The following is a 22,959-nucleotide window of genomic DNA, read 5'->3' on the forward strand; positions in this document are numbered from 1 at the left end:
ATTAGCCTTAAATCCCTCAGGGCATTTAGGCATCAACTAATCGTTAACAATAATACATAAATTTAGCATAGAACCTTGGTTCGTCACTATATCTTTATAATTTTACTTTGAAAAAACCACACCTTATGATGAATTTCGGAAAACAAAAAGGAACAAAGTGGAGCGTTTAATGAACAATAATGCACAAAATGCAACCTTAGTGGTTGTTGATATGCAAGCTAAGTTAGCACCCGCTATGAGCGAGTACACCCATATACGTGCTCAGGTACAGTTGCTACTTAGCGCCAGTCACTGCCTTGATATTCATTGTGTGGTGACAGAGCAATACCCCGAAGGTCTCGGGCCAACCGATGCACAACTTAAAATAGGGAACGCTAACTATATTACCAAAACAACGTTCAGTGCCGCCCAGCATAAAGATTTTGAGCAAGCATTAGGCTCGCACCAGCACATCTATTTGTGTGGTATGGAGAGTCATGTCTGTGTTTACTTCACGGCAATGGATCTATTGGCTAAGGGCTACACAGTGAGTGTGATAGCCGATGCGGTGTGTTCACGAAAACAAGAAAACAAACAATGGGCGCTTTTGCAACTGCGTCAAGCTGGCGTGCAGGTATGCTCTGCAGAGACGGCTATATTCGGATGGATGCACAGTTGCGAGCATCCGCAATTTAAAGAGGTTTTAGCGTTAATAAAATAGGCGCCATGGTCGGCGCCCATTGTGGGGATTTACAGTGAGAACGTTTTGCTCACTGACAGTACCAAGCGCTCATCAGCGTATTCGCTATCAAGGTTGGTATCTTCTGCCGCTAACTCGAAATCAAAGCCTGAATAGGAGGTTTGATAGGCGAGACGGTAATGTACGTAGGATTTGCCATCCGCTTGCCACGCGAACTTATCGCCATCTAGCGAGTTTGACGCGTCTACGCTTAAGCGCAAGTTATGACCCTCTGCCAGTGCATAGTTATGAGCTAGCATGGAGATAACATGGCCAGCATCGGTACCAAAGTAATCCCAGGTGTACCAGAAGTTGGCCTCGGTAGTACCCAGTTGCGAGTCATAGGCAAATTTGGTGTAAGCTTCAAAATAGTTACCGTCACTGGAGCTAGATGCGCCGTGGTAACTGTAATAAGCGATACCATAATCCACAGACAGCTGGTTGTTCAACTGGCGAAATTGGCCGACATAGAAATCCCATTCTAAGTCAGTGCCATCGGCAAAGTCGACGTTTGACGCCCAGCTGCCGGCGTAGAAACCGTTATCGGCAGCGTAATCAATGCTCCCTTGCAGCGCTGGGTCGTTTTCAGTTTGGCTTACACCATTAAAGGTGTAGTCGCTAGCACCAGTAATTGTTGCTGACCAATCAGCCAATGCGACCTGTGAGGCCATCATTAACGAGATTGCGCTTAAAGAGTAAATTGTTTTTCTCATCATTGCTCCTAATGTACGGATTCTATTTTTTTATAATCAAGACGGTTTTCTTTTGGTGAGCTATCGATGTTGCTCACGGTTTTGAATTTGGTGTACAAAATGTAGCCTAAACAACTAAAGAATAGACCAATTACCAAGGCACCGACCCATTGGATTTGTAAGAAGTCAAAAGTAAACAACAGTGTCAGCGCTGCTAAGGCTAGAAAATGAAAGCCCATGTAACGCCATTTACCCAGACGCTTAGTCGTCAGATTGAGGTTGTCACTATAAAGACGGATTAATGAGTCCAACGAGTTGATCACGAAGATAATGCCGACAAACACCATGGCGAAGTTACGGATACCCGTCGTATCTAGCCCTGCATCGTGATAGTGGTATAACACCGCAAACCACAGCGCAATTGGAATAGAGGGGAAGATCAACATTGCTGCTAGCACCTGATAGGTTTTAAGACCACCGACAAAGCGGGCGGTAAATTGGCCAATCATGATGCTCCATGCGAACCACCAAAACAGGTAGAAGGCGTGGTAATCATTGATAGGGAAGATAAATTCGTGGATGTTGCCGAAATAGCCTCCCAGCATGGCCACTGACTGAGCGTACTCACCCATGGCGCTATCACCCCATAAGAAGGCGCTGCCCCACATAAAGGCGATAAGACCAATAAAGACCCACGTCGTGGATACACTCAATACACGTACATATTTAATGTCGGTACTGGAGTAAACAGAAAAGGCAATAGCGGCAAATACAATGAGGTAAAATAACGGAATGATGCTCTCGCCATCACCGATGCTAGGCAAATACCATGGTAAGTTGGCCAACAATAATGAAGCGGTAAAGGCACAGGTGCCGATAATCACCACGTTATTAATAAACTTCACCCAAGGGATCTCAAAGAACTTTACTTTGGGCTCAATTACGCAGAAATAAAAGCAGGTGAGGAAGTAAAAACTCCAGATGAAAAAGCCCCAAAAACCAAACTCAATGGCGAGCGGGTTAGTGAATGCATATTCTGGGCTTGCGTTTATGTCTGCATAACCGCCAAACTCGGTCAATGGGAACATGATCAGTCCCACATCCAGGCCGGAGGTGAACAAGATAGCAATAAAGGTGAAGGTTCGTACTGGGGTGACACCCACGCACTGCACATTCCCCCATTTCGCCAAGATAAAGACGATAGCGAGTAGGGTAAATAAAATGCCAGCACTAAGCCATAAAGTCATTATCACCCTCCCAATATAAGTAGAAATAGTTCATATTTTCTCCATTTTGTTGTTTTTAAAATATAAGGCGCCCAGGGCGCAGCTATTGAGCTGCACCAAGAAAGCCTTGTGAAATCGTATTAGTTACAGAGTTTGGCTACGCTGTCGCTGCTGCCATTGCGGGTCGTTGACCACTTCAACATGTTGCGACGCAAGCGGAGTCTTTCCTAAGATATGGTCGGCTGCCTTTTCCGCTACCATAATGGTGGGCGCATTTAAGTTGCCATTAGGAATGGTCGGGAAAATTGAGGAGTCAACCACACGCAGACCCTCAACACCATGTACTTTTGCCTGACTATCAACCACGGCCATTTCATCTTCACCCATTTTGCACGAGCAAGAAGGGTGGTAGGCACTTTCAACGGCTTGGCGCACAAAGGCATCAATTTGCTCATCTGTTTGCACGTCAGTACCCGGTTGAATTTCCTCATCGCGGAATGCATCAAATGCATTTTGATTGATAATTTCGCGCGTTAGGCGCACGCAGGCACGAAAGCCTTCGATATCGTCCGGGTGTTGAAGGTAATTAAATTGAATTTTTGGCGCACAGTCAGGGTCGCTGTTTTTAACCAACACATGACCACGACTTTTCGGCTTATTGTGACCAATATGGACTTGGAAGCCATGGCCAGCAAAGGCACTCTTGCCGTCGTAACGAATCGCCGCAGGTAAAAAGTGATACTGTAAATCAGGCCACTCAACCCCTTCTTTAGAGCGAATAAAGCCACATGATTCAAAGTGGTTGGTCGCCCCTAAGCCATCTTTGAATAATAACCAGCGAGCCCCAATCATGGCTTTTGAAAACAGCCCAAGCTTGCCATTGAGGGTAATAGGTTGCTTACACTTAAATTGGAAATAAAACTCCAAGTGATCTTGCAAATTCTGACCTACACCGGGTAAATGGTGTGTACAGGGAATACCGGCATTATCTAAATGGGCTTTGTCACCGATGCCAGACAACTGCAACAAATGTGGAGAGCCAATGGGCCCGGCACTTAAAATCACTTCTTTGTTGGCCATGGCTTTATGAACTTTGCCACCAACGCGATACTGAATGCCACGAGCTTGTTTGCCCTCTAGTAACACTTTTTGCGCTTTCGCATGAGTGACGATGGTGAGATTGCTACGCTCTTTGACCGGATCCAGATAGGCACGCGCCGCCGAACAACGTTTGCCGTCTTTTACGGTCATATGCATAGGGCCAAAGCCCTCTTGCTGTGCACCATTATAATCTTTGCTCAAGGCATAGCCTGCTTGCTGACCGGCATCAATAAAGGCTTTATACAACGGGTTTTTCATGTCGTTGCCGTTATTTACGCCCAAAGGACCATCGCCACCACGATAGCTGTCACCGCCGAGGTACCATTGCTCGGCCTTTTTGAAATAAGGTAAGCAGTCCTGATAGCTCCAGCCTTGTGCACCGTGTTGTTGCCATTCGTCAAAGTCTTTGGCGTGACCGCGTACATACACCATGCCGTTGATAGATGATGAGCCACCGAGTACTTTGCCGCGAGGACAATGCATTTTGCGATTGTCTAAATACGGCTCTGCCTCAGTGTGGAATTGCCAAGCATATTTGCTGGTATTCATAGGAATAGACAGCGCCGTAGGCATTTGAATAAAAATACTTTTATCACTGCCGCCGGTCTCAAGTAACAACACCCGGTTGTTACTATCGGCACTCAGGCGGTTTGCCAGTACACAACCTGCTGAACCGGCGCCAACGATAATATAATCAAATTCGCTGTTCATGATGACACCTCCTTAAAACGGGCTCTCAAGTTGGTTCATACCCACGTACACAGATTTCGTTTGTAGGTATTGGTTGATAGCCTCTAAACCGTTCTCACGGCCGATGCCCGATAGCTTATAGCCGCCCACAGGCATTTCTGCCGGGGAGGCGCCATAAGCATTAATCCAACAAATACCGGCCTCAAGCTGGTGGATCACACGGTGGGCGCGACGTAGATCTTGGCTCATTACACCAGCGGCTAGGCCCATAGGTGTGTTATTAGCGCGCTCAATGACTTCTTGCTCGTCATCAAACACTAAGACACTCATAACCGGACCAAAGATTTCTTCGCGACAAATAGTCATGTTGTCATCGCAATCGGTAAACACGGTTGGGGCCACAAAATAGCCTTGCGGCGCACTTGTTGGGGTCAGTGCATGACCGCCGATGGCAACGGTAGCCCCTTCTTGTTTACCCTTGTCAATGTACTCAAGCACAAGCTGTTGATGCTTTTTCGAGATCAGCGCGCCTAAGTTCACCTCAGGGTCTAACGGATCGCCGGCAATAATATTCTTTTGTGTGCGCTCGAGCAGTTCACTCATAAACTGCTCATAAACACCACGCTGCACAAATACACGAGTACAGTTAGTGCACACTTCACCTTGGGTGTAGAAGTTGCCAAGCATCGCGGCACTGACCGCTTCACTAATATCGGCATCATCAAATACCAATAGCGGTGATTTGCCGCCGAGCTCCATGGTGACGTCTTTTAAGTTGCTGGCGGCGCTTTGCATTACTTTTTTACCTGTGCCCACTTCGCCGGTGAAAGAGACCTTCTCGATTTCTGAGTGGGTTGTAAGCCACTGACCCACCTCGGCGGCACCATGGACGACATTGAAAACGCCTGCTGGAACGCCGGCTTCAATGAAAATCTCCGCTAACATGTTGGCGCCTTTTGGGGTTTCTTCCGAAGGCTTAAAAATCATGGCGTTACCTGCGGCCAAGGCGGGTGCAGATTTCCAACACGCGATTTGCAGGGGGTAGTTCCATGCGCCGATACCGGCACACACCCCTAACGCCTCTTTGCGGGTATAATAAAAATCGCCGGCAACCTCTTGCTGCTGGCCGACTACGGTGGGCGCCAATGAGGCAAAGTACTCAATGGCGTCGGCACCGGTGACTACATCGACGCACTCGGCTTCTTGCCACGGTTTACCGGTATCTAATACTTCAATTTTCGCCAGCTCATCGTTACGCTCGCGTAACAACGCCACCGCTTTGTGCAAAATGCGGGCACGCTCGATAGGCTGCATCGCTGACCACTGCGCGAAACCAGCTTTAGCGCTGTCGATGGCGGCTTGTTGGATATGCTCATCGGCCACTTCGACCTGATAGATGACCTCGTCAGTTGCTGGGTTAATGACATCAAACACATCGCCACTGGCGTTGGCCATGGGGGCACCATCAATAAAATTTTGTAAGCGAGGGTAAGACATTTACTGTTCTCCAAATTGCGCTATCAGGGTATCGATATAACTTTTACTTAACTGCTCAGCGTGATGAAAGTCATCGGCTTCGCCGCGGCTGAGTACACAGCGTAGCCATAATCCGTCAATCATGCCTGCGGCCAACTCGGCGGCCTGCTTGGCTTTGTCGCGTGGCATCAGGGTATTAAACGACACCTGTAAATTACTGCGTAAGCGACGACTGTTGACCTGCTGCAGTCGGAATAGGGCAGGGTCGTGCAGTGACTGCGCCCAAAAGCTCAGCCAAGTTCGGGTGCTGTCATGCTGTTGCTGTACGGGGGCAAAGTTTGACTCAACGATTAAGTTTAGTCGCTCTCGTGGACTGAGCGTGTCGTCAGCGGTGGTCTTCGCCAGCAAGTTAATTTTCAGCTGGGTTAATAAGTAACGCACCGTTGCTTCAATCAAGCCTTGTTTACCACCAAAGTAATGGCTAATGATGCCCGAAGATAACCCGGCACGTTTGCTAATGCTGTTGATGGTGGTGGCATGTAAGCCAAGCTCAGCAACTGAGTTTAAAGTGGCGTCGATTAACTGTTGACGCCGCACAGGTTCCATTCCGACTTTAGGCATATTTTTATTAATTGACCGTTCAATTAAAATAAAGATTAATAGTTTGAGCTGAAATGATCAAGCTTCAGAGTTTGTTCAGATCCAAACGTAGGCAAAGATCTATGTTGACTAGGAGGCTAATTTTCACTGGTCGGTGAATTGATAAATATCAATTTAAAACATTGAGTTATAGTTCTATCAAAGTGCTTTTTTTGTGGCGGGTACAACTCGAGAATAGAGATACAAAATTTTTTTATCAGCACCAATGATTAGATGTCTAATTGCTTGTTAGCAAAGTGTAGATAGCGCAATAAAACAGCAATAATTTTTTATTGATAACTATTTTTGTTTAGATTAAACTATAGCCAATAACGCAATTGAGAGTGGTTTGTATTCGTGTATATCTGTTTATGTCATGGTGTATCAGACAAAAAAATTGAGCAGGCGATTGATGATGGAGCCCGTTCAATGCGCGATCTTACAAAAGAATTAAAGGTTGGTTCGCAGTGTGGCAAATGCTGCAATTGCACCAAAAAAATCCTTAACCAAAAGCTGATTGATATTGTTGATGTGACTGACGACGTCGCTTAATCCCCATAGCGACGTGTGATCCTCCTACCTCCTTTTATATCCCCCTGAATTTGTTATAGTAACAATAGACTACGTTGCTTAGGTAATCACAATGGATGCCCTTATCAACGCGCGTTTATTATTTGTCTTTGCCGTGGTGGTTGTTGCCGGTTGCGTAGCCCCTAAAGCGTATAACGTGCACAACTTAGATGATGCCAGTTATTCCATGCCAGCGAAGGGAACAGCTTTGATATCGAATGTTATAGACGAACAGCCCAGCCCTGAACTGTCGGGGTTTTATCCCTTGATTGATGGCCTGGATGCCTTCGCTGCACGTATTGCGCTGATAGAGACAGCACAATACTCTGTCGATTTACAGTACTATTTGTATCATCGCGAAGAAACCTCACAGCTGTTGAGTGCCTATTTATTGCGTGCTGCCGAGCGTGGCGTGCGAGTTCGCCTGTTACTTGATGACCTATCTCAAGCGAACTTAGAGCAAGATTTAAGTGCTTTGGCGGTGCATAACAACGTTGAAGTGAGACTGTTTAATCCTTTGAATCACAGACGATTGCGGTTCTTGAGTTTTATCACTGATTATTCCCGTGTATCGCGGCGTATGCACAATAAGAGCTTTATCGTTGACAGCGAGCTCTTCATTACTGGGGGGCGGAACATTGGCAACGCCTATTTTTCCGGTGATCATAACTCACAATTTGTTGACTTTGACGTACTGGGTGTCGGCCCAATCGTTGATAAGGCAACCATGGCTTTCGACTTATATTGGAATCATCCACTCGCTGAGGATATCAATGAATTGTCTGGCAGTGCTGACAGCCAAGATTTGGCGCAGTTATCAAGCCGCCTAAGTCGTTACGTTAGCACCGCATTTCACAATGAAAGCCCCTATATTCAAAGGCTTAAAGAGTCCACTTTGGTACAAACATTGGTTAACGGCAAGCTGTCTATGGATTGGGCAGAAGCGCAGTTATATGTTGATGACCCTAATAAGCTGTTAACCGATAGCCGTAATAATAGTACGCACATGGCACCGAAGCTGTTTGCAGCCATGGGAGAGCCTCGCCAGCGCGTGAACATTATCTCCCCTTATTTCATTCCCAAAGATAAAGGATTAGAGCTCATTAAGAAATGGCGTGAGCAGGGGGTTGCTGTGACTGTTCTCACTAACTCGCTTGCCGCCACCGATGTGCCGGTTGTGCATGCTGGGTATGCCGACTATCGCCAGCAGCTGTTGGCTATGGGCGTCGAATTATGGGAGCTTAAGCGTAATCTGGACTTAGCCGCGCAGCAACCGAAGCGTAAAGGGTTTCGTGGCTCTTCCACTGCCAGCTTGCACGCCAAAAGCATGACCATGGATGATGACAAAATATTTGTGGGTTCGCTAAATCTAGACCCGCGCTCGTTTAATTTAAACACAGAGCAAGGGTTGTTGATTCACTCCGAGCGTATGAATCGCTTATTAAGTCGATGGATCACAACGGAAATGCCTAAATATGCGTGGCAACTAAGCCTCGACGAGCAGGGCGATATTGTGTGGCAAGACAGAAAGAATCAACAGCGATTGACCACTGAGCCTGATACCAGTGCATGGTTGCGTTTTAAAGTATGGCTTATGTCTTTATTGCCGATAGAAGATGTTCTATAGCACAGCTATGTTGGCCACACTTAAATAAAAAAGCCGCAATTAAGCGGCTTTTTTTAATGAAGATCAGGCGCGGCAAGGGTTACATCTGTGATTGCAGATAGTTTTCGAGGCCCGTGGCCTTGATTAGATGTTGCTGCGTTTCCAGCCAATCTATTTGCTCTTCCTGCTCATTTTGAATTGCATCTAGCGCCTCACGGCTGATGTAATCTAAACGCTCTTCGGCAAGCTTTACCGCTGTCTGCAAGTCCTTTAATGACTCCAGCTCAAAATGCATGTTGGCAGCTATCATCTCTTCAACATTTTCACCAATGCGCAGGCGCCCTAAATCCTGTAGGTTAGGAAGCCCCTCTAAAAACAGAATGCGCTCGATAAGTCTATCGGCATTTTTCATTTTCTGGATAGACACCTTGTAATCAGCTTTATCTAGTTTGCTAAAACCAAAATCTTTAAACATGCGCGCATGCAAAAAGTATTGGTTAATGCCTACTAGCTCATTTGCAAGCACTTGGTTTAAGGCTGCAATGACGTCTTTATCACCTTTCATAATTAAGCCTCAGACTCACCCATTTGCGATTGTTGATAATTTTGAATACCGATCTTCTCAATAAGACCCAGTTGCTGTTCAAGCCAATAAACATGGTCCTCTTCGGTATCAAACAAGAGCTTCTCAAGTACTTCGCGAGATTGATAGTCTTGTTCTTCTTCGCAAATTTTGATGGTTTCTTTAACACACTGTACAACCTCAAGCTCAAGCTTAAGGTCGTTGGCCATCATCTCTTTGACGTTGCCACCAACAAGCAGAGCTCGACGTTTAGTTAAATCGGGCACGCCTTCTAAAAATAAAATACGCTTGATAAGCCAGTCAGCGTGTTGCGTCTCCTCGTCGCGCTCGTGCTCCAAACGCTCATAAAGTTTATTTAAACCCCAATCTTCGTACATGCGCGAATGAATGAAATATTGGTCAATTGCGGCCAGCTCATTTGCAAGCAGCTTATTGAATGCGTCTATAACTCGTTGTTTACCTTGCATTTGCCATAATCTCCTTAGAAAGATGTAGCCCTAGTGTAGTCGATCTTATGAATAAATCAAATTTTTATATATAAATCATAGGGTTACAATTAAAAAGTATTCGCATTCAAGTTTCGATTAATGCTTGTGAGTGATTCTTTTTTAACCGCAGTGAGACAGACAGAATAAAAAAGCCGGTAAACCGGCTTTGCACTGTTGATACAACTGGATTGCTTATTGCCGCCCTAGAATTGGTAATGGATACCGGCGGTGATTGTGGTGCCTAAACCTTTTATATTGTAGCCGCCATAGGTGTAAGCTTGCGCTCTTGCGGGATAGTAATCGCGGTTTAGAAGGTTTTCGATGCCGAAATAGGCATTGGCGCTTGAATTGAATTGCCAGTTACCGCTGAGGTTCATGACAAAATAATCGTCAATCGGCCCTTGATCGCCAACATACTCGCCAGCATCGTTGGCGTTAAACCGTTTGCGGCTTCCCACGTATAAGGTTGATAACGTGAGCGCGGCATCATCTGTAGCTTGCCATTGTAGGTTCACAGTCGCCTTGGGTGGACTAATTTGTTTGCCTCCGAGATAAATATCTTCAGCGGTGTTTTTGCCCTCGACATAAGAATAGGTGGCAGTGGCTCGCCAAGCAGAGTGAAAGCGGTAATCCACTAGCGCTTCATACCCCCAAATCTCCTGTGGAGCACGTACAGGCATGTATACGCCAGTGGCTTCATCAAAACGGTTAGTGGTTCCCAAATCAGAGGTGCTGCGATATAAAGACGCTTCAATTCGCAGGCTATCAAGTACCGACGTAAAGCCCACTTCGTAATTGTCGATAAGCGCGGCTTCAGTGCGGATCAGAGCAATATCATCCACGGTAGCGCTACGCAGCAAGCGGCCGATATCCGAGATATCTGCACCTTGAGAGTAACTAAAAAACGGACTAAATTGCTCATACGCATTATATTTTAGCCCGACATTGTAGGTGGTGGCTGTGTAATTGAGGGTGTCACCACGCACTTCGAACGCCACAGAGCATTGCTGGGCGTTGCGGCACAGTTTAAGGGTACGGTAATCATCAACTTCGAGGTTGATGTCCTCATGGCGTACACCGGCTTTGATAACATAGTCATCAAACATCACCCATTTACTTTGAAAAAAGCCGGCAAGGTTGCTCATGTCCATTTCCGGGACCCACTCACGGCCATCAACTAAGGGTTGAGATGTGGTGTCTTGCAGCGCATCAATACCATAAATAAAGGTGGCTTCGGTGTTGTCAAAATCTATCAAGGTATTCAATGTGGCGCGCAGGCCCTGCTTCTGCGAGGCAATGATCGACTGACCGCCCTCATAACCCTCATCTGGGTTGGCAAGATTTGGAGAGAAGAAGAACACGTTTTCAATATCTTGCGCATATAAGTCTAGAGTCAGTGCGGTGTGCGCGAAGAAAGCGTTATCGGTGTACTTAAGCATGGCATTGGTGTTGCCACTTGGGCCTTGAGGACGACCTTGCTTTTGCTGTGCTGGCGGCACATGAATCGCGTAGGATTTATCGCCAGAATTGACGTTACCAAAGACATCGCCTAAATCTGTTTTTTGTTGCGACTTATAATAGTTGTAAGTAAAGGCGAGGGCCTTATCTGCATCAAAGTCGTAACCTAATTTGGTGAAGTAATTGTGCGTTTGTACGTCACTGAGTCCGTATTGCAAGCCAAGAATATCGCCCTCGGCGTCGCGCTGTACGCCATTTTCTTCATAGCTGATTGTCGCTAAATAAGAAAACTTGTTTGCCCGGCCACTGACCGAGCCCTCGATGCGTGCACCTAAGGTTTCATCCGCTTTGACGGCACTGAATCGTGTTGACACATCAAGCTCTGCACTAAAATCATCAGCCGTTGTCGGTGTTTTGGTAATGTAATTGATCACTCCGCCTGCAGCGCCATTGCCATATACTGAGGTGGCCCCTTTGATGACTTCAATGCGTTCAATAACGCTTGGGTCGAGTGTGCGTATGCCCAAAGAGCCATTACGCAGCGGCGTGGATTGAGGGACACCGTCAATCATCACTAAGGGCGCTCTGCCGCGCAACGTTTGCCCGGTGTTACTTGAACTATTTGTGCTTGGCGCCATGCCTGGCACCATCATTTGCAAAAGGTTTTGTAATTCTGGATTAACCTTAAGCTGGGCCTCAATTTGTTCTCGAGTGATCACCGTCACCGATGCTGGCACTTCGTCAATATTTTCTATGACACGGCTACCAGTCACAATAATATGTTCTAAGTTTTCATTGTTATTTTGTTTGGCGATGACGTTGCCACTGAGAGCAAGCATAATTAGAGAAAAGGGAAAGCGCACGTATTGTCCTTGTTGTACTAAAATGGAGAGGCGAATGATAATTAATATCACCAATGATAACAAGGTGAAAAAGACGTCATCCGACCATATGCATTTAGTCGCGGTAACTTATGCACAGCGGGCAGAGCAAACTTGCTTTTACACGCGATGTTGCATGTCTGCTCTTAGAGGCTGGGGTAAGTGTAGGAAAGGAGCTGTGTTACAGCTCCCGAGGTTTTTCAATGTAGTAGCCTTGTGCACCATCAAGACAAAGCTGCTCGATAATATGCTTCTCTTCTTGGCTCTCAACGCCTTCAGCGAATACTTTAACGCCAATACGGTGCGCTAAATCAACCATTAATCGCATGAAGTACTGGTTATTCTTATCGTCTTCTAAGCCGCGCGTGTAGCTGGCATCCATTTTGATAAAGTCTGGTTTTAACTCTCGGAAAAACTTAAATGACGTTAGCCCTACGCCAAACTTCTCTACGGTAATACGGGCGCCTGCGCGATGCAGCATGGTAATAAAGCGTTTGCTTGCGCCGATGTTTTGTTGCAGTCCTAGCTCTGAAATCTCAAATATGAGACGAGCTGCCAATTCGCCTTCTTTCATCAGTCGACGCTCAAGCCAGATTACAAATTTATCGTCATGGGCGCTTGCGGCTGACACGTTGAGCCCAAAATACTGTGCATTGAGGTTTTTACTTTTCATCGCCCGAAAAGCATGTTCGATGATCATCTGATCCAGTTCAACCGATTTTCCTAACTGATCGGCCATCGCCATAAACGAAGAGGTCGGTAAGATATGCTCTTCCTCATCGCGAAATCGCGCCTGAATCTCTGAGTAGGCATTGTTGCTTTTACCTAGCGGCATAATGGCTTGGATCACTAGGGTCACACTTTGCTTATCGAGTAAATCGTTGATCATTTTGCGCCAATTTTGCGACCCTTGATTGCTGCTAGCACTCATATCCTCTTGGCGTTGAATGTGCCAAGCGTTATTTTGTTTGCTCTGGGCAATATTCATCGCCACATCAACATTCGCCAGTAGCTCGCCTAGGGGTTTATTTTGTTCATAGGAGACAATGCCGGTGTAAGCGACAGAGGTTAGATCATGGATTTTCTGATACTGGTTTAGCTTAGACTGAACATTATTAGCAAAGCGCTCCGCTTCTTTTAGCGGAATATTAGGTAACACCACGGCAAAATCTGAGCTGTTAAGGCGAAATACGCTGCTGCCACGATAACTACCGACCACGGCGCTGAGCATCTCAGCAATACTGCGAATGTACTCATCACCTTGCTGATAACCGCTGCGCTGGTTGATGTGCTGCAATTCGGTGCCTCGTACCAGGGCGATACAGCCAAAACAATCACCTTGAACGTGTTCAATGTGACGTTCGTAATACTCTACGAACATGTTGCGATTACCCAGTTCGGTGACTACGTCTTTATAGGCCTCTTTTTTTATTTCTACTGCCGAGCTGGCAATATTGTCGAGTTGCGAGCCTAAGTATGTTGATAGGCGATTGAGGGCAGGGGAGATTTGACTGGCTAATCGTTGCTTTTGGCTATCGTCAGAGAATGCACGGCTGCTGGTATCTGGCACCACGCCATTGCTGACGAATTGGTCGATTATCGCTGAAATCATATCAGCCACATGCCGGCGGTATCCCACAAACGCCGTTTTTAAACTAGCAATAGGCAACAGTGCGAGCAGGGAAATGACTAATACAAAATAAAGTAACCCAACTTCAAATGTTTTCGCTACATCGTCTAAATCGGCAATAAACTCTATGCGCAGCTCACCATTACTGCTGACTGCATACTGGCTGCGGACACTGTTGAACTGAGACTGAGCCACTTGTGAAAGTAGTGCGCTATTCTGGCGATGTGTTTTGTTTGCCAATACTTCACCTTCGGCATCTCTCAGCCATAGATTTTTCAAGTTCATGGTGGCAAACAATTGCTCTGCCATAGCGGGAGCATCGGTGACGGTAATTTGCGGATGGCTATCTAAATACCGCTGCAAGCTTACTTGCATGTGTTCTTGCTTTTCCACACTGTAAGAGTGAAAAACCATCACATTAGCGATAATACCGGCACACAATGCCAGTAGCCATAAAGAAAATTGTAAGAGGGTGAACCGTTTCAACTTAGCTTTATCCTTATTATTTAACCAGCTAAACGATAAATCCTAATCGCGACTGAACTTTGGCAAAGAGTCCATTCACATGCGCGAGCGTGCCATGTGAGACGGCGAATTATCACAGCGGCCTAATCTCTACTAGTGTAATTTAACCGTTATTACATACAACCTTGGTGCAATGAGTTGTTATAAATCATTGACTAATGGCGCAATAATATAGCACGGCTTGAGAAAAAACACAGTACAAAGAGTAGTTTACAAAGATGAGTTTGTCTAGAAAGAGGAGATGGATGAAAATTGGCTCCCCCTCCCCGACTCGAACGGGGGACCTGCGGATTAACAGTCCGTCGCTCTAACCAACTGAGCTAAGGGGGAACAATTTCAAAGGTAAGTAGTGGCTCCCCCTCCCCGACTCGAACGGGGGACCTGCGGATTAACAGTCCGTCGCTCTAACCAACTGAGCTAAGGGGGAACAATTACCTTATTGCTGAAAGATTTGGCTCCCCCTCCCCGACTCGAACGGGGGACCTGCGGATTAACAGTCCGTCGCTCTAACCAACTGAGCTAAGGGGGAAGCGCCTGCCTTTCAACGGGGCGAAATATTAATGACCGCGCCCTAAAGTGTCAACCAATAAAAACTCTAAAAATAAAAAAAGTAGACTGTTCGGCGCTTTTTCACTCAAATTGACTGCTTAGCGCGCAAAACAGCCTCTATTTGGGGCTGCGTTGCGCCTGTCGCAGAGCGATTTCATCAGTAATTACACTGACAAAGGGAAATAATCGAGTCTGTCAGTAACTTATACTTTCATGACTCATAGCGCAAACAACCCGAAGATGAACGTAAACTCAGTAAAAAACGAGCAAATTAGCTTAACCCCTTATAATTAAAGGGGTGGCGTAACTTATCCACGAAATCTGTGGATAAGTCTGTTTATGAATAGGGCAAGGGCAGTAGCTATCGGTATCGACAGAGAGCGAGTAAGAATGCAAGGGGAAAAGGATAAAAAATATTTTTATTTAAAATCAATGATTTGCTCTTATATTCTTTGGCGTTACTTAAAGAGCGTTTGTTATAATCTGAATTGACGATGTATTCATCTTACTGTGTAAAAAAAAGTCATTTCATCCCCAAAATGTATACATGCTGTAAATAATTTGTTTTTTACATGCTTTTGCACAAACAAGTCAGCCAAATTTAGAAAAAGATCATTTTTTATGCACCATTTAGGCGTAGCGAGGGATGCTTTGATGCTTTAGAATGGGGATTTGGAATTAGCAGCAATAAGCGTCGATATGGCTACAGCCGAAACTCATTCTTCTGATCATGCGCAACCCTCTCAGCTTCTTCATGCTGCCATTGTACCGACTTTAACGAAAATGACTGTGCCGATGATTTTTGGCATGATCTTTCTAATGATGTTTAACCTAGTTGATACATTTTTTATTAGTATGCTAGGTACACAACCTTTAGCGGCAATTAGCTTTACCTTCCCTGTGACATTCACTGTTATTAGCCTCGCTATTGGTCTAGGGATTGGGACCTCAGCGGTGATAGCTAAAGCATTGGGAGCGGGTGAGCATGCTCAAGCTCGCTTTGATGGCACGGTTGCGCTCATTGTTTCAGCGATACTTGTGCTCTTGCTATCGGTAGCAGGTTATCTCTTTAGCGAACCGTTGTTTAAGCTTCTAGGGGCCCAAGCACAGTTGCTACCCATCATCGACCAATATATGCATATTTGGTTTTTAGCCAGTGTGCTATTAGTCACGCCCATGATTGGCAATGCTATTTTGCGCGCGAATGGCGATACTAAGACGCCTAGCCTGATCATGGGCGGCTCTGGACTTATCAATGCCATACTTGACCCTGTGTTGATTTTCGGCTGGGGCCCAATTCCGGCATTAGGTGTCCAAGGCGCGGCCATTGCCAGTGCGATCTCATGGGTTGTTGGCGTTATTTTGGTGCTGCATATCCTCATTGTGCGTCGTAAACTACTGAGCAGTCAGTGCCGCAGTCAGAGTTTTTATGGGGCAACACGGAAGATTTTAAAAATAGGCTTTCCTGCGGCGGGTGCGAATATGCTAACGCCTTTAGCGATGGCCGTTATGACTGCTATCGTCGCTACCTTTGGAGCACCAGCGGTGGCTGCGTTCGGTGTCGGCAGCCGGATAGAGTCGATAGCATCGTTGGTGGTGTTGGCGTTGTCAATGACATTACCGCCGTTTATCAGCCAAAACTTTGGAGCTGGGAAAATAGAGCGGGTGCGCGAGGCATACCAAAAGACCTTGAAGTTTGTCCTTATTTGGCAATTGCTCATCTACTTATTACTGTTAGCTGTGGGTCATTGGATAGCGCTTGCTTTTGCCAGTGAGAGCCAAGTACGGGAGCTGATCAGCTTATTTATTTACATTTTACCGCTATCGTATGGCCTACAAGGCGTTATTATTTTAACTAACTCCTCGTTCAATGCCTTGCACAGGCCAATGAATGCACTCGTTTTGAGCGTAATTCGATTGTTTGTCTTTTATGTGCCGATTGCCTATGTCGGCAGTTTAATCGCCGACTTAACCGGTTTATTTATTGGCGCGGCAATGGGTAATCTGTTTACAGCCGTCGTTGCGTACTTATGGTTCACCCATGAGCTTAAACGCCACAGCCAACAATAAGGAGTCTTGTTAGTGAAAGATATGTTCGAATTGGTATCAGGTTACTCGCCAAGTGGCGACCAACCTAGTGCCATTGCCCAGTTGGTCGAAGGGTTAGAAGCGGGACTGGCTCACCAAACTTTGCTCGGCGCGACAGGAACCGGCAAGACCTTTACCATGGCTAATATTATGGCTGAGCTTAATCGCCCGACTATTATCATGGCGCACAATAAAACGCTAGCGGCGCAGCTGTATGGCGAAATGAAAGAATTCTTTCCCAATAATGCTGTGGAATATTTCGTCTCATACTACGACTACTACCAGCCAGAAGCCTATGTAGTTGCAAGCGACACCTTTATCGAAAAAGACGCCTCCATTAATGAGCATATTGAGCAAATGCGGTTGTCGGCCACCAAAGCCTTATTAGAGCGGCGCGATGTGGTGATTGTGGCTTCCGTTTCTGCCATTTACGGTCTTGGCGATCCTGATTCCTACATGAAAATGATGCTGCTATTGAAAGTCGGAGATACCATAGACCAACGTGATATGCTGCGGCGTTTAGCTGAGTTGCAATACACTCGTAATGACATGGATTTCAGCCGGGGCACCTATCGCGTGCGTGGCGAGGTGATTGATATTTTCCCCGCTGAGTCCGATGATATTGCCGTGCGCGTCGAGATGTTTGATGATGAAATAGAGCGCTTAAGCTTATTTGACCCGCTCACCGGTCATGTAGAAAAAAACCTCGTGCGCGCCACCATCTACCCAAAAACACACTATGTTACACCCCGTGAGAAAATCTTAGCGGCTATTGAGAATATCAAAACCGAATTGAAAAGCCGCCGCCAACGCTTGCTTGATGACAACCGGCTGATTGAAGAGCAGCGAATTGCGCAACGCACCCAGTACGATATTGAAATGATGCAAGAGCTTGGCTATTGCAGTGGCATTGAAAACTACAGCCGTTACTTGTCGGGTCGGGCGCCAGGCGAGCCACCGCCAACCTTACTGGACTATCTCCCGGATGATGCTTTGATGATCATCGATGAGTCTCACGTTACCGTGTCACAAGTGGGGGCTATGTATCGCGGCGACCGCTCGCGCAAAGAAAATCTTGTCGAGTATGGTTTTAGATTGCCCTCGGCAATGGACAATCGGCCGCTCAAGTTTGAAGAGTTTGAGGCCATTATGCCCCAGACTATCTATGTATCTGCCACCCCAGGGGATTATGAGCTAGACAAATCCGCAGGCGAAGTTGCTGAACAGGTGATCCGTCCTACTGGCTTGGTCGACCCGCAAATAGAAGTGCGTCCCGTGGCCACTCAGGTGGACGATTTGCTCTCTGAAATATACAAACGTGTCGAAGTGAACGAGCGGGTTTTAGTGACCACCCTAACTAAGCGAATGGCGGAAGACCTCACTGATTATCTTAGCGATCATGATGTGAAGGTGCGCTATTTACACTCCGATATTGATACCGTAGAGCGCATGGAAATCATTCGCGATTTACGGGCAGGGGTATTTGATGTGCTCGTTGGCATCAATCTGCTGCGAGAGGGGTTAGACATGCCGGAAGTGTCATTGGTCGCTATTTTAGATGCCGATAAAGAAGGCTTTTTACGCTCAGCGCGCTCGCTTATTCAGACCATTGGCCGTGCAGCCCGCCATATTAACGGCCGTGCTATTTTATATGGTGATGTGATCACTCGCTCAATGCGTCAAGCCATGGACGAAACCAACCGCCGTAGAGAAAAACAAATAGCCCATAACGAAGCGCATGGGATCACCCCGCAAGCGCTGAAAAAACGCATTACCGATGTGATGGATACCGGCGAAGAGGTACAAAACAAAGCGGCGCAGGCACGCCTTAAACCGGCATCGAAAAAGGCCGGCACGACAATGGATGCCAGTGAAATAGCCAAAGAGATTAGTCGCCTAGAAGCACAAATGCACGAATTTGCTCGTGATTTGGAATTTGAAAAAGCGGCCAAAGTACGCGACCAAGTGCACGAACTGCAGCAGCAGCTTATTCATAGCTAGTGGCCATCGGCTCCTTGCATATTAGCTCGTTGGAGGCTATAAACTAAGGATATTATTCCTGCAAAGGCGGTTGGCGCACGTTGATTTTAAAAGCGTGTTTTTCACTTCTCGGCTGCGCTGTTATGTGCTGGGTGGCGCCGGTTTTTGCGCAGTCGCAACGCGTTGAAATACTGGTTGATCAAAGCTATCCGCCTTACACTTATGTTCGCCAAGGCACTTTGCAAGGCGATTACGTTGCATTGGTGCAAAGCGCTGCTAAATCACTGACAGACTATGAGGTGGTATTAAAGCCAATGCCCTGGAAACGGGCACTGCAGCAGCTTGAGCAGGGCGCTGCGTTTGCGATATTACCGCCCTATAAACACCTTGATAAACGTCCCTTTATCGATATGTATTCGCTGCCACTGGAGCAAGAAACAGTGGTCGCACTGTGCCACAATGACACTGATTTACCGGCAGCATTAGCTGGCAAAGCGGGCCCAGCGGTTAATATTGGTGTCAACGCTGGGTACTTGATTTTTGACCATGCCGTGCGTGCAGCCCAGCAGCGCGGCGATGTGCGAGTATGGCGTAATGCCAATACCCGTTCAAATTTGTTTAAGCTACTAAAGCAACGAATTGAGTGCTATGTGAATGACCGCCGTTCAAGCGAGTATGAATTAGAGCTAATAGTGCAGCGACAGCCTGAACTTGCTATAAAGGCGAAGAATTTGACTGTGCAGCATGTGTTAATGACACGCTCAGCCCACATCGGCTATGCGCGGGACGAACGCGGCAACTACCCCTTTAAATATGATTTTATAGCGAAAATGGATGCGGCTTTGGCTGAGCTCATCAATCACTGATTATTTTTGCTGCGCTTTGTCGCTATACATACGTTTATCTGCTTCGTTTAGCAGAGCTTCAATATCCAGTGTTTGTTCGGTATGGCAACTGTAACCGCAGCTTAGTGAAGGGTAGATAAACAAATCGCCATGAGCGAGGGGAGTGCTTTCTATATGGCGACGCACTTTTTCGACAATTTGTGCGACCGTATCCGGATCATTTATACGATATAAAAGCACTAAAAACTCGTCGCCGCCAAGGCGGGCAACCACATCGGCGTCGCGTAGTGCCGTTTCTAGTTCTCGGGCAACGTGAACTAGCAGCGCATCTCCCACCGCATGACCGAAGTTATCGTTTACTTGTTTAAACTCATTTAAATCAATACTGATGATGGCAAACTTCTTTTCTTGCTGTGGGTCATTTACCAAGGCATTGAGGCGTTGCATGATATATCGCCGATTTGCCAGCTTGGTTAGCTCATCCTGCAAAGACATTGTTTTAGTGAGGTGGTATGCCCGCACCAGTATCGCGACAGAAAAATACAGTATAATGGCAGCCGCGATACTGATGGCGCCGAGTAGTTGGGCATTGTCACCGTGGTTGCTGGGGATGCTATAGCGGGCCGCAAGTTGCCAGCGGCCATTAGGAAGTTGGATGGTGGCGGTGCTGTCAGCATTACTGAAGATGCTCGCATCGCCATAAAACACCTGGCCCTCGGCACCCGATGCATTCACCCCACGCAAAGCGATATGCAAGTGCTCAGTATCTTTGATACCGACCTGTTTATACAGTGTGGCTAAATCCATGACCACACTGAGAGTGCCCCAATAATGGGCGTTGACGGGGTAGTCATCAAAAAGAGGGAAACGTGCGATGATCGCTTGGCCGCCTTGCACTAGCTCTAAAGGGCCGGCAATGACCACCTTCTTAATTTGTCGCGCTTTAACCACGGTGGCGTATTGCTCAGGGCTGGATTTGAAGTTAAAACCAATGGCGCGCTGATTTCCTTCTAATGGGAATACGTGGCTGATGGTGTCATTGGGAGCAAGCCCTAAATTGCGCACCAATTGCGATTGTTCTAGGGTCTTAGCGGCGATGGTATGCCAATTAGCAATGGCCAGTTCAGGGTTTAGAGCCACCACGGTCGCCAAGCTTTCAGCGGCGAATACATCTTTGAAAATGGTGGTTTCTATTTTGTTGCGGACAAGTGCGGTTTGCTCGCGCAGGTGTTGCTCACTCTCTGCTTTTTGTTTTTCGAAATACGCCGAAGTGAGTAGGTGAATACCAAAGCCAGCCACGCAAAAATACGCTAGGCTCGCAAAGATATAAAGGTATAAACGCTTGACGCTCATGGTAGCGGCAGCCACAAATAGCACACAACTGGGTGCATTATAGGTTATTTATTTCTTGTTCGACGCTAAATCCCTTATCTGTCACAACTCTTTCTAATATTTGTACACGTTCTTTGAGTTGGGAAAGCTCCTTGCTCATGGTTGTGAGCTGCTCATTTTCGCGGCCAGCACGTGCGTTCAGCGCTTTTTGTTTATTACGAACATCCACCACCATCACCGTGGCGACAATAACAAGGGCGGCTACCACCAACATCAGCGCTATGTACATGAAATAATTCCCTATTAATTTGATCTACTGTTCAGTATAACGGGAAAATTCAGTATGACCACTGACAATTTTACAATCATCAGTGGTCAACAGGCAGGATTAAGACTCGTAGGGGAGAGGATCCGTTGCGTTATTTTCCGCAAACGCTTCTAAGCGCTCTTGGCAAGCACCGCATTTGCCACAGGCTTGTTCACGGCCGTTGTAGCAGGTCCATGTTTGACTGTAATCTAAATCCATGGCTAAGCCGTCACGGAGAATATCAATCTTACTGCTATCTAAGTAGGGGCAGACAATTTCGACTTCGTCGTAATTAGCAATACGGCACACGTCATCCATTTTCTTCACAAATTCAGGACGACAATCTGGATAAATGGCATGGTCGCCCGAGTGAGCGCCATAATAGACTTTATTGGCCTTAAGTGAGACAGCATAACCGACAGCGAGCGATAACAAAATCATATTGCGGTTCGGCACTATCGTGCTTTTCATGCTTTCTTCTTCATAATGGCCTTCGGGAACCTCGATGTCGTCGGTCAGAGACGAGCCACCAATCAATTGATTTATGGCAGAAATATCAACGATTTTATGATCCACTCCAAGGCGCTCACAGACTGCTTTTGCAACCTCAAGCTCTTTAACATGGCGCTGACCATAGTTAAAGGAGAGCGCATACACTTCGTGCCCCTGCATGCGTGCTTTATTCAGCACAGTGAATGAGTCCATGCCGCCGGAATAAATAACTACAACTTTTTCTGCCATGGTGCCTTCTAGCCTTTTATCATAGAGGTTTGCCTTCGGGCGCGGTATACTACAGGGTTTGAGAGTGGATCACAATTATTCCCGAATACGGGGCTGTAAATGTCACACGCTAATGTAAAGTATGAGCAGTAGGTAAGTTTTTTGTACCAAATTAATGAGATTTTTGAAACCATCCAAGGGGAAGCCAGTTACACTGGTACACCGTCTATTTTTGTGCGCTTGCAAGGGTGTCCTGTAGGGTGTGCGTGGTGTGATACCAAACAGACATGGGATGCAAGTGATAGCTACGTTGTAAGCCTTGAGCAAACAGTGGAGAAAAAAGCGGATTCTCAACATTGGGCCCATGCCAGCGCCGAAGACGTACTGGCGTTATTTCAACAGCGCGGTTATCTTGCCAAACATGTCGTGATCACTGGCGGCGAACCTTGCTTATTTGATTTAAACCCACTGTGTGAGCTATTGCATGAACATGGGTATTCCACGCAAATAGAAACCAGCGGTACCTTTGCCATAAAGGCGCCGACGCAAACTTGGGTGACAGTGTCGCCGAAAATTAATATGCGTGGTGGGTATGATGTGCTGGCTAGTGCCATGCAACGCGCCGATGAAATTAAGCACCCAGTAGCGATGCAAAAACACGTGGATGAGCTCGAGGCCCTATTTGCGCAAACAGGTGTGGCACCTAAGCTTGTGTACCTACAGCCAATTAGCCAAAAAGCGAAAGCTACCAAGCTGGCAATTGATACCTGCATTCAGAAAAATTGGCGTTTATCAGTACAAGTCCATAAATACATTGGTATTAATTAACTTCGCTCACGAGCTTAGCGCTGCAGC

At 46.6% G+C, this 22,959-nt stretch carries 19 protein-coding genes and 3 tRNA genes; 7 read left to right on the forward strand and 15 right to left on the reverse strand.

Annotated features, from left to right (window positions below; all coding sequences use genetic code 11):
• The first annotated feature begins 169 nt into the window (after positions 1–169).
• Positions 170–700 (forward strand): isochorismatase family protein, encoded by a 531-nt coding sequence (locus MHM94_RS02830; protein WP_130145775.1) that lies wholly within the window; start codon positions 170–172, stop codon positions 698–700.
• 29 nt (positions 701–729) lie between these two features.
• Here the strand turns inward: MHM94_RS02830 and MHM94_RS02835 are convergent, their stop codons facing one another.
• The 5 genes from MHM94_RS02835 to betI form a co-directional block, all read right to left on the reverse strand.
• Positions 730–1,431, reverse strand: a complete 702-nt coding sequence (locus MHM94_RS02835) for a TorF family putative porin (protein WP_130145773.1) — start codon at positions 1,429–1,431, stop codon at positions 730–732.
• Positions 1,432–1,439: 8 nt separating this feature from the next.
• Positions 1,440–2,657, reverse strand: a complete 1,218-nt coding sequence (locus tag MHM94_RS02840) for a BCCT family transporter (protein WP_022944617.1) — start codon at positions 2,655–2,657, stop codon at positions 1,440–1,442.
• A gap of 123 nt (positions 2,658–2,780) precedes the next feature.
• Entirely contained in the window at positions 2,781–4,448 is a 1,668-nt protein-coding gene (betA, locus tag MHM94_RS02845; RefSeq protein WP_235418736.1) for a choline dehydrogenase, read from the reverse strand.
• A 12-nt stretch (positions 4,449–4,460) separates the two neighbouring features.
• Positions 4,461–5,924: a betaine-aldehyde dehydrogenase gene (gene betB, locus MHM94_RS02850; protein ID WP_045978986.1), complete on the reverse strand. Its 1,464-nt coding sequence runs from the start codon at positions 5,922–5,924 to the stop codon at positions 4,461–4,463.
• Positions 5,925–6,524 carry a transcriptional regulator BetI gene (gene betI / locus MHM94_RS02855; RefSeq protein ID WP_026111069.1) on the reverse strand — a complete coding sequence of 200 codons (600 nt, stop codon included), beginning with the start codon at positions 6,522–6,524 and terminating at the stop codon, positions 5,925–5,927. It lies immediately after the preceding gene.
• A gap of 375 nt (positions 6,525–6,899) precedes the next feature.
• Here betI and MHM94_RS02860 point away from each other — a divergent pair, with 375 nt between their 5' ends.
• Entirely contained in the window at positions 6,900–7,094 is a 195-nt protein-coding gene (locus MHM94_RS02860) for a (2Fe-2S)-binding protein (RefSeq protein ID WP_022944621.1), read from the forward strand.
• A 91-nt stretch (positions 7,095–7,185) separates the two neighbouring features.
• A complete protein-coding gene (locus MHM94_RS02865) occupies positions 7,186–8,739 on the forward strand; it encodes a phospholipase D family protein (protein ID WP_235418737.1) in 1,554 nt (517 codons plus the stop codon).
• Positions 8,740–8,818: 79 nt separating this feature from the next.
• Here the strand turns inward: MHM94_RS02865 and bfr (MHM94_RS02870) are convergent, their stop codons facing one another.
• The 7 genes from bfr (MHM94_RS02870) to MHM94_RS02900 all read right to left on the reverse strand — a co-directional run bounded on the left by bfr (MHM94_RS02870) (position 8,819) and on the right by MHM94_RS02900 (position 14,812).
• Positions 8,819–9,283, reverse strand: coding sequence for a bacterioferritin (gene bfr, locus MHM94_RS02870; protein WP_235418738.1), 465 nt, complete (start codon positions 9,281–9,283; stop codon positions 8,819–8,821).
• 2 nt (positions 9,284–9,285) lie between these two features.
• Entirely contained in the window at positions 9,286–9,768 is a 483-nt protein-coding gene (bfr, locus tag MHM94_RS02875; RefSeq protein ID WP_045978988.1) for a bacterioferritin, read from the reverse strand.
• Between the two features lie 224 nt (positions 9,769–9,992).
• A complete protein-coding gene (locus MHM94_RS02880) occupies positions 9,993–12,086 on the reverse strand; it encodes a TonB-dependent receptor (RefSeq protein WP_235418805.1) in 2,094 nt (697 codons plus the stop codon).
• A gap of 223 nt (positions 12,087–12,309) precedes the next feature.
• Positions 12,310–14,244 carry an EAL domain-containing protein gene (locus MHM94_RS02885; RefSeq protein WP_022944626.1) on the reverse strand — a complete coding sequence of 645 codons (1,935 nt, stop codon included), beginning with the start codon at positions 14,242–14,244 and terminating at the stop codon, positions 12,310–12,312.
• A gap of 292 nt (positions 14,245–14,536) precedes the next feature.
• Positions 14,537–14,613: transfer RNA gene (locus tag MHM94_RS02890), tRNA-Asn, on the reverse strand.
• A gap of 20 nt (positions 14,614–14,633) precedes the next feature.
• A tRNA-Asn gene (locus MHM94_RS02895) sits at positions 14,634–14,710 on the reverse strand.
• 25 nt (positions 14,711–14,735) lie between these two features.
• Positions 14,736–14,812: transfer RNA gene (locus MHM94_RS02900), tRNA-Asn, on the reverse strand.
• Between the two features lie 719 nt (positions 14,813–15,531).
• Here MHM94_RS02900 and MHM94_RS02905 point away from each other — a divergent pair.
• The 3 genes from MHM94_RS02905 (at position 15,532) to MHM94_RS02915 (ending at position 19,766) form a co-directional block, all read left to right on the forward strand.
• Positions 15,532–16,902, forward strand: coding sequence for an MATE family efflux transporter (locus tag MHM94_RS02905; RefSeq protein WP_235418739.1), 1,371 nt, complete (start codon positions 15,532–15,534; stop codon positions 16,900–16,902).
• Positions 16,903–16,914: 12 nt separating this feature from the next.
• Positions 16,915–18,921 carry an excinuclease ABC subunit UvrB gene (gene uvrB / locus MHM94_RS02910; RefSeq protein ID WP_022944495.1) on the forward strand — a complete coding sequence of 669 codons (2,007 nt, stop codon included), beginning with the start codon at positions 16,915–16,917 and terminating at the stop codon, positions 18,919–18,921.
• 122 nt (positions 18,922–19,043) lie between these two features.
• Complete coding sequence (locus tag MHM94_RS02915; protein WP_151174045.1) at positions 19,044–19,766, forward strand: transporter substrate-binding domain-containing protein; 723 nt, start codon at positions 19,044–19,046, stop codon at positions 19,764–19,766.
• On the opposite strand, the gene MHM94_RS02920 is transcribed toward MHM94_RS02915, so the two are convergent.
• The 3 genes from MHM94_RS02920 to queC all read right to left on the reverse strand — a co-directional run bounded on the left by MHM94_RS02920 (position 19,767) and on the right by queC (position 22,173).
• Complete coding sequence (locus tag MHM94_RS02920) at positions 19,767–21,098, reverse strand: diguanylate cyclase (RefSeq protein ID WP_235418740.1); 1,332 nt, start codon at positions 21,096–21,098, stop codon at positions 19,767–19,769.
• A gap of 37 nt (positions 21,099–21,135) precedes the next feature.
• Positions 21,136–21,366, reverse strand: a complete 231-nt coding sequence (locus MHM94_RS02925) for a hypothetical protein (RefSeq protein WP_235418741.1) — start codon at positions 21,364–21,366, stop codon at positions 21,136–21,138.
• 99 nt (positions 21,367–21,465) lie between these two features.
• Positions 21,466–22,173 carry a 7-cyano-7-deazaguanine synthase QueC gene (queC, locus tag MHM94_RS02930; protein ID WP_328282751.1) on the reverse strand — a complete coding sequence of 236 codons (708 nt, stop codon included), beginning with the start codon at positions 22,171–22,173 and terminating at the stop codon, positions 21,466–21,468.
• A 93-nt stretch (positions 22,174–22,266) separates the two neighbouring features.
• On the opposite strand from queC, the gene queE reads away from it, so the two are divergent.
• Positions 22,267–22,932 (forward strand): 7-carboxy-7-deazaguanine synthase QueE, encoded by a 666-nt coding sequence (queE, locus tag MHM94_RS02935; RefSeq protein ID WP_151174048.1) that lies wholly within the window; start codon positions 22,267–22,269, stop codon positions 22,930–22,932.
• Positions 22,933–22,959: the final 27 nt, after the last annotated feature.

This window comes from Pseudoalteromonas sp. CNAT2-18.1, from assembly GCF_022347865.1.
Lineage (GTDB): Bacteria > Pseudomonadota > Gammaproteobacteria > Enterobacterales > Alteromonadaceae > Pseudoalteromonas > Pseudoalteromonas ruthenica.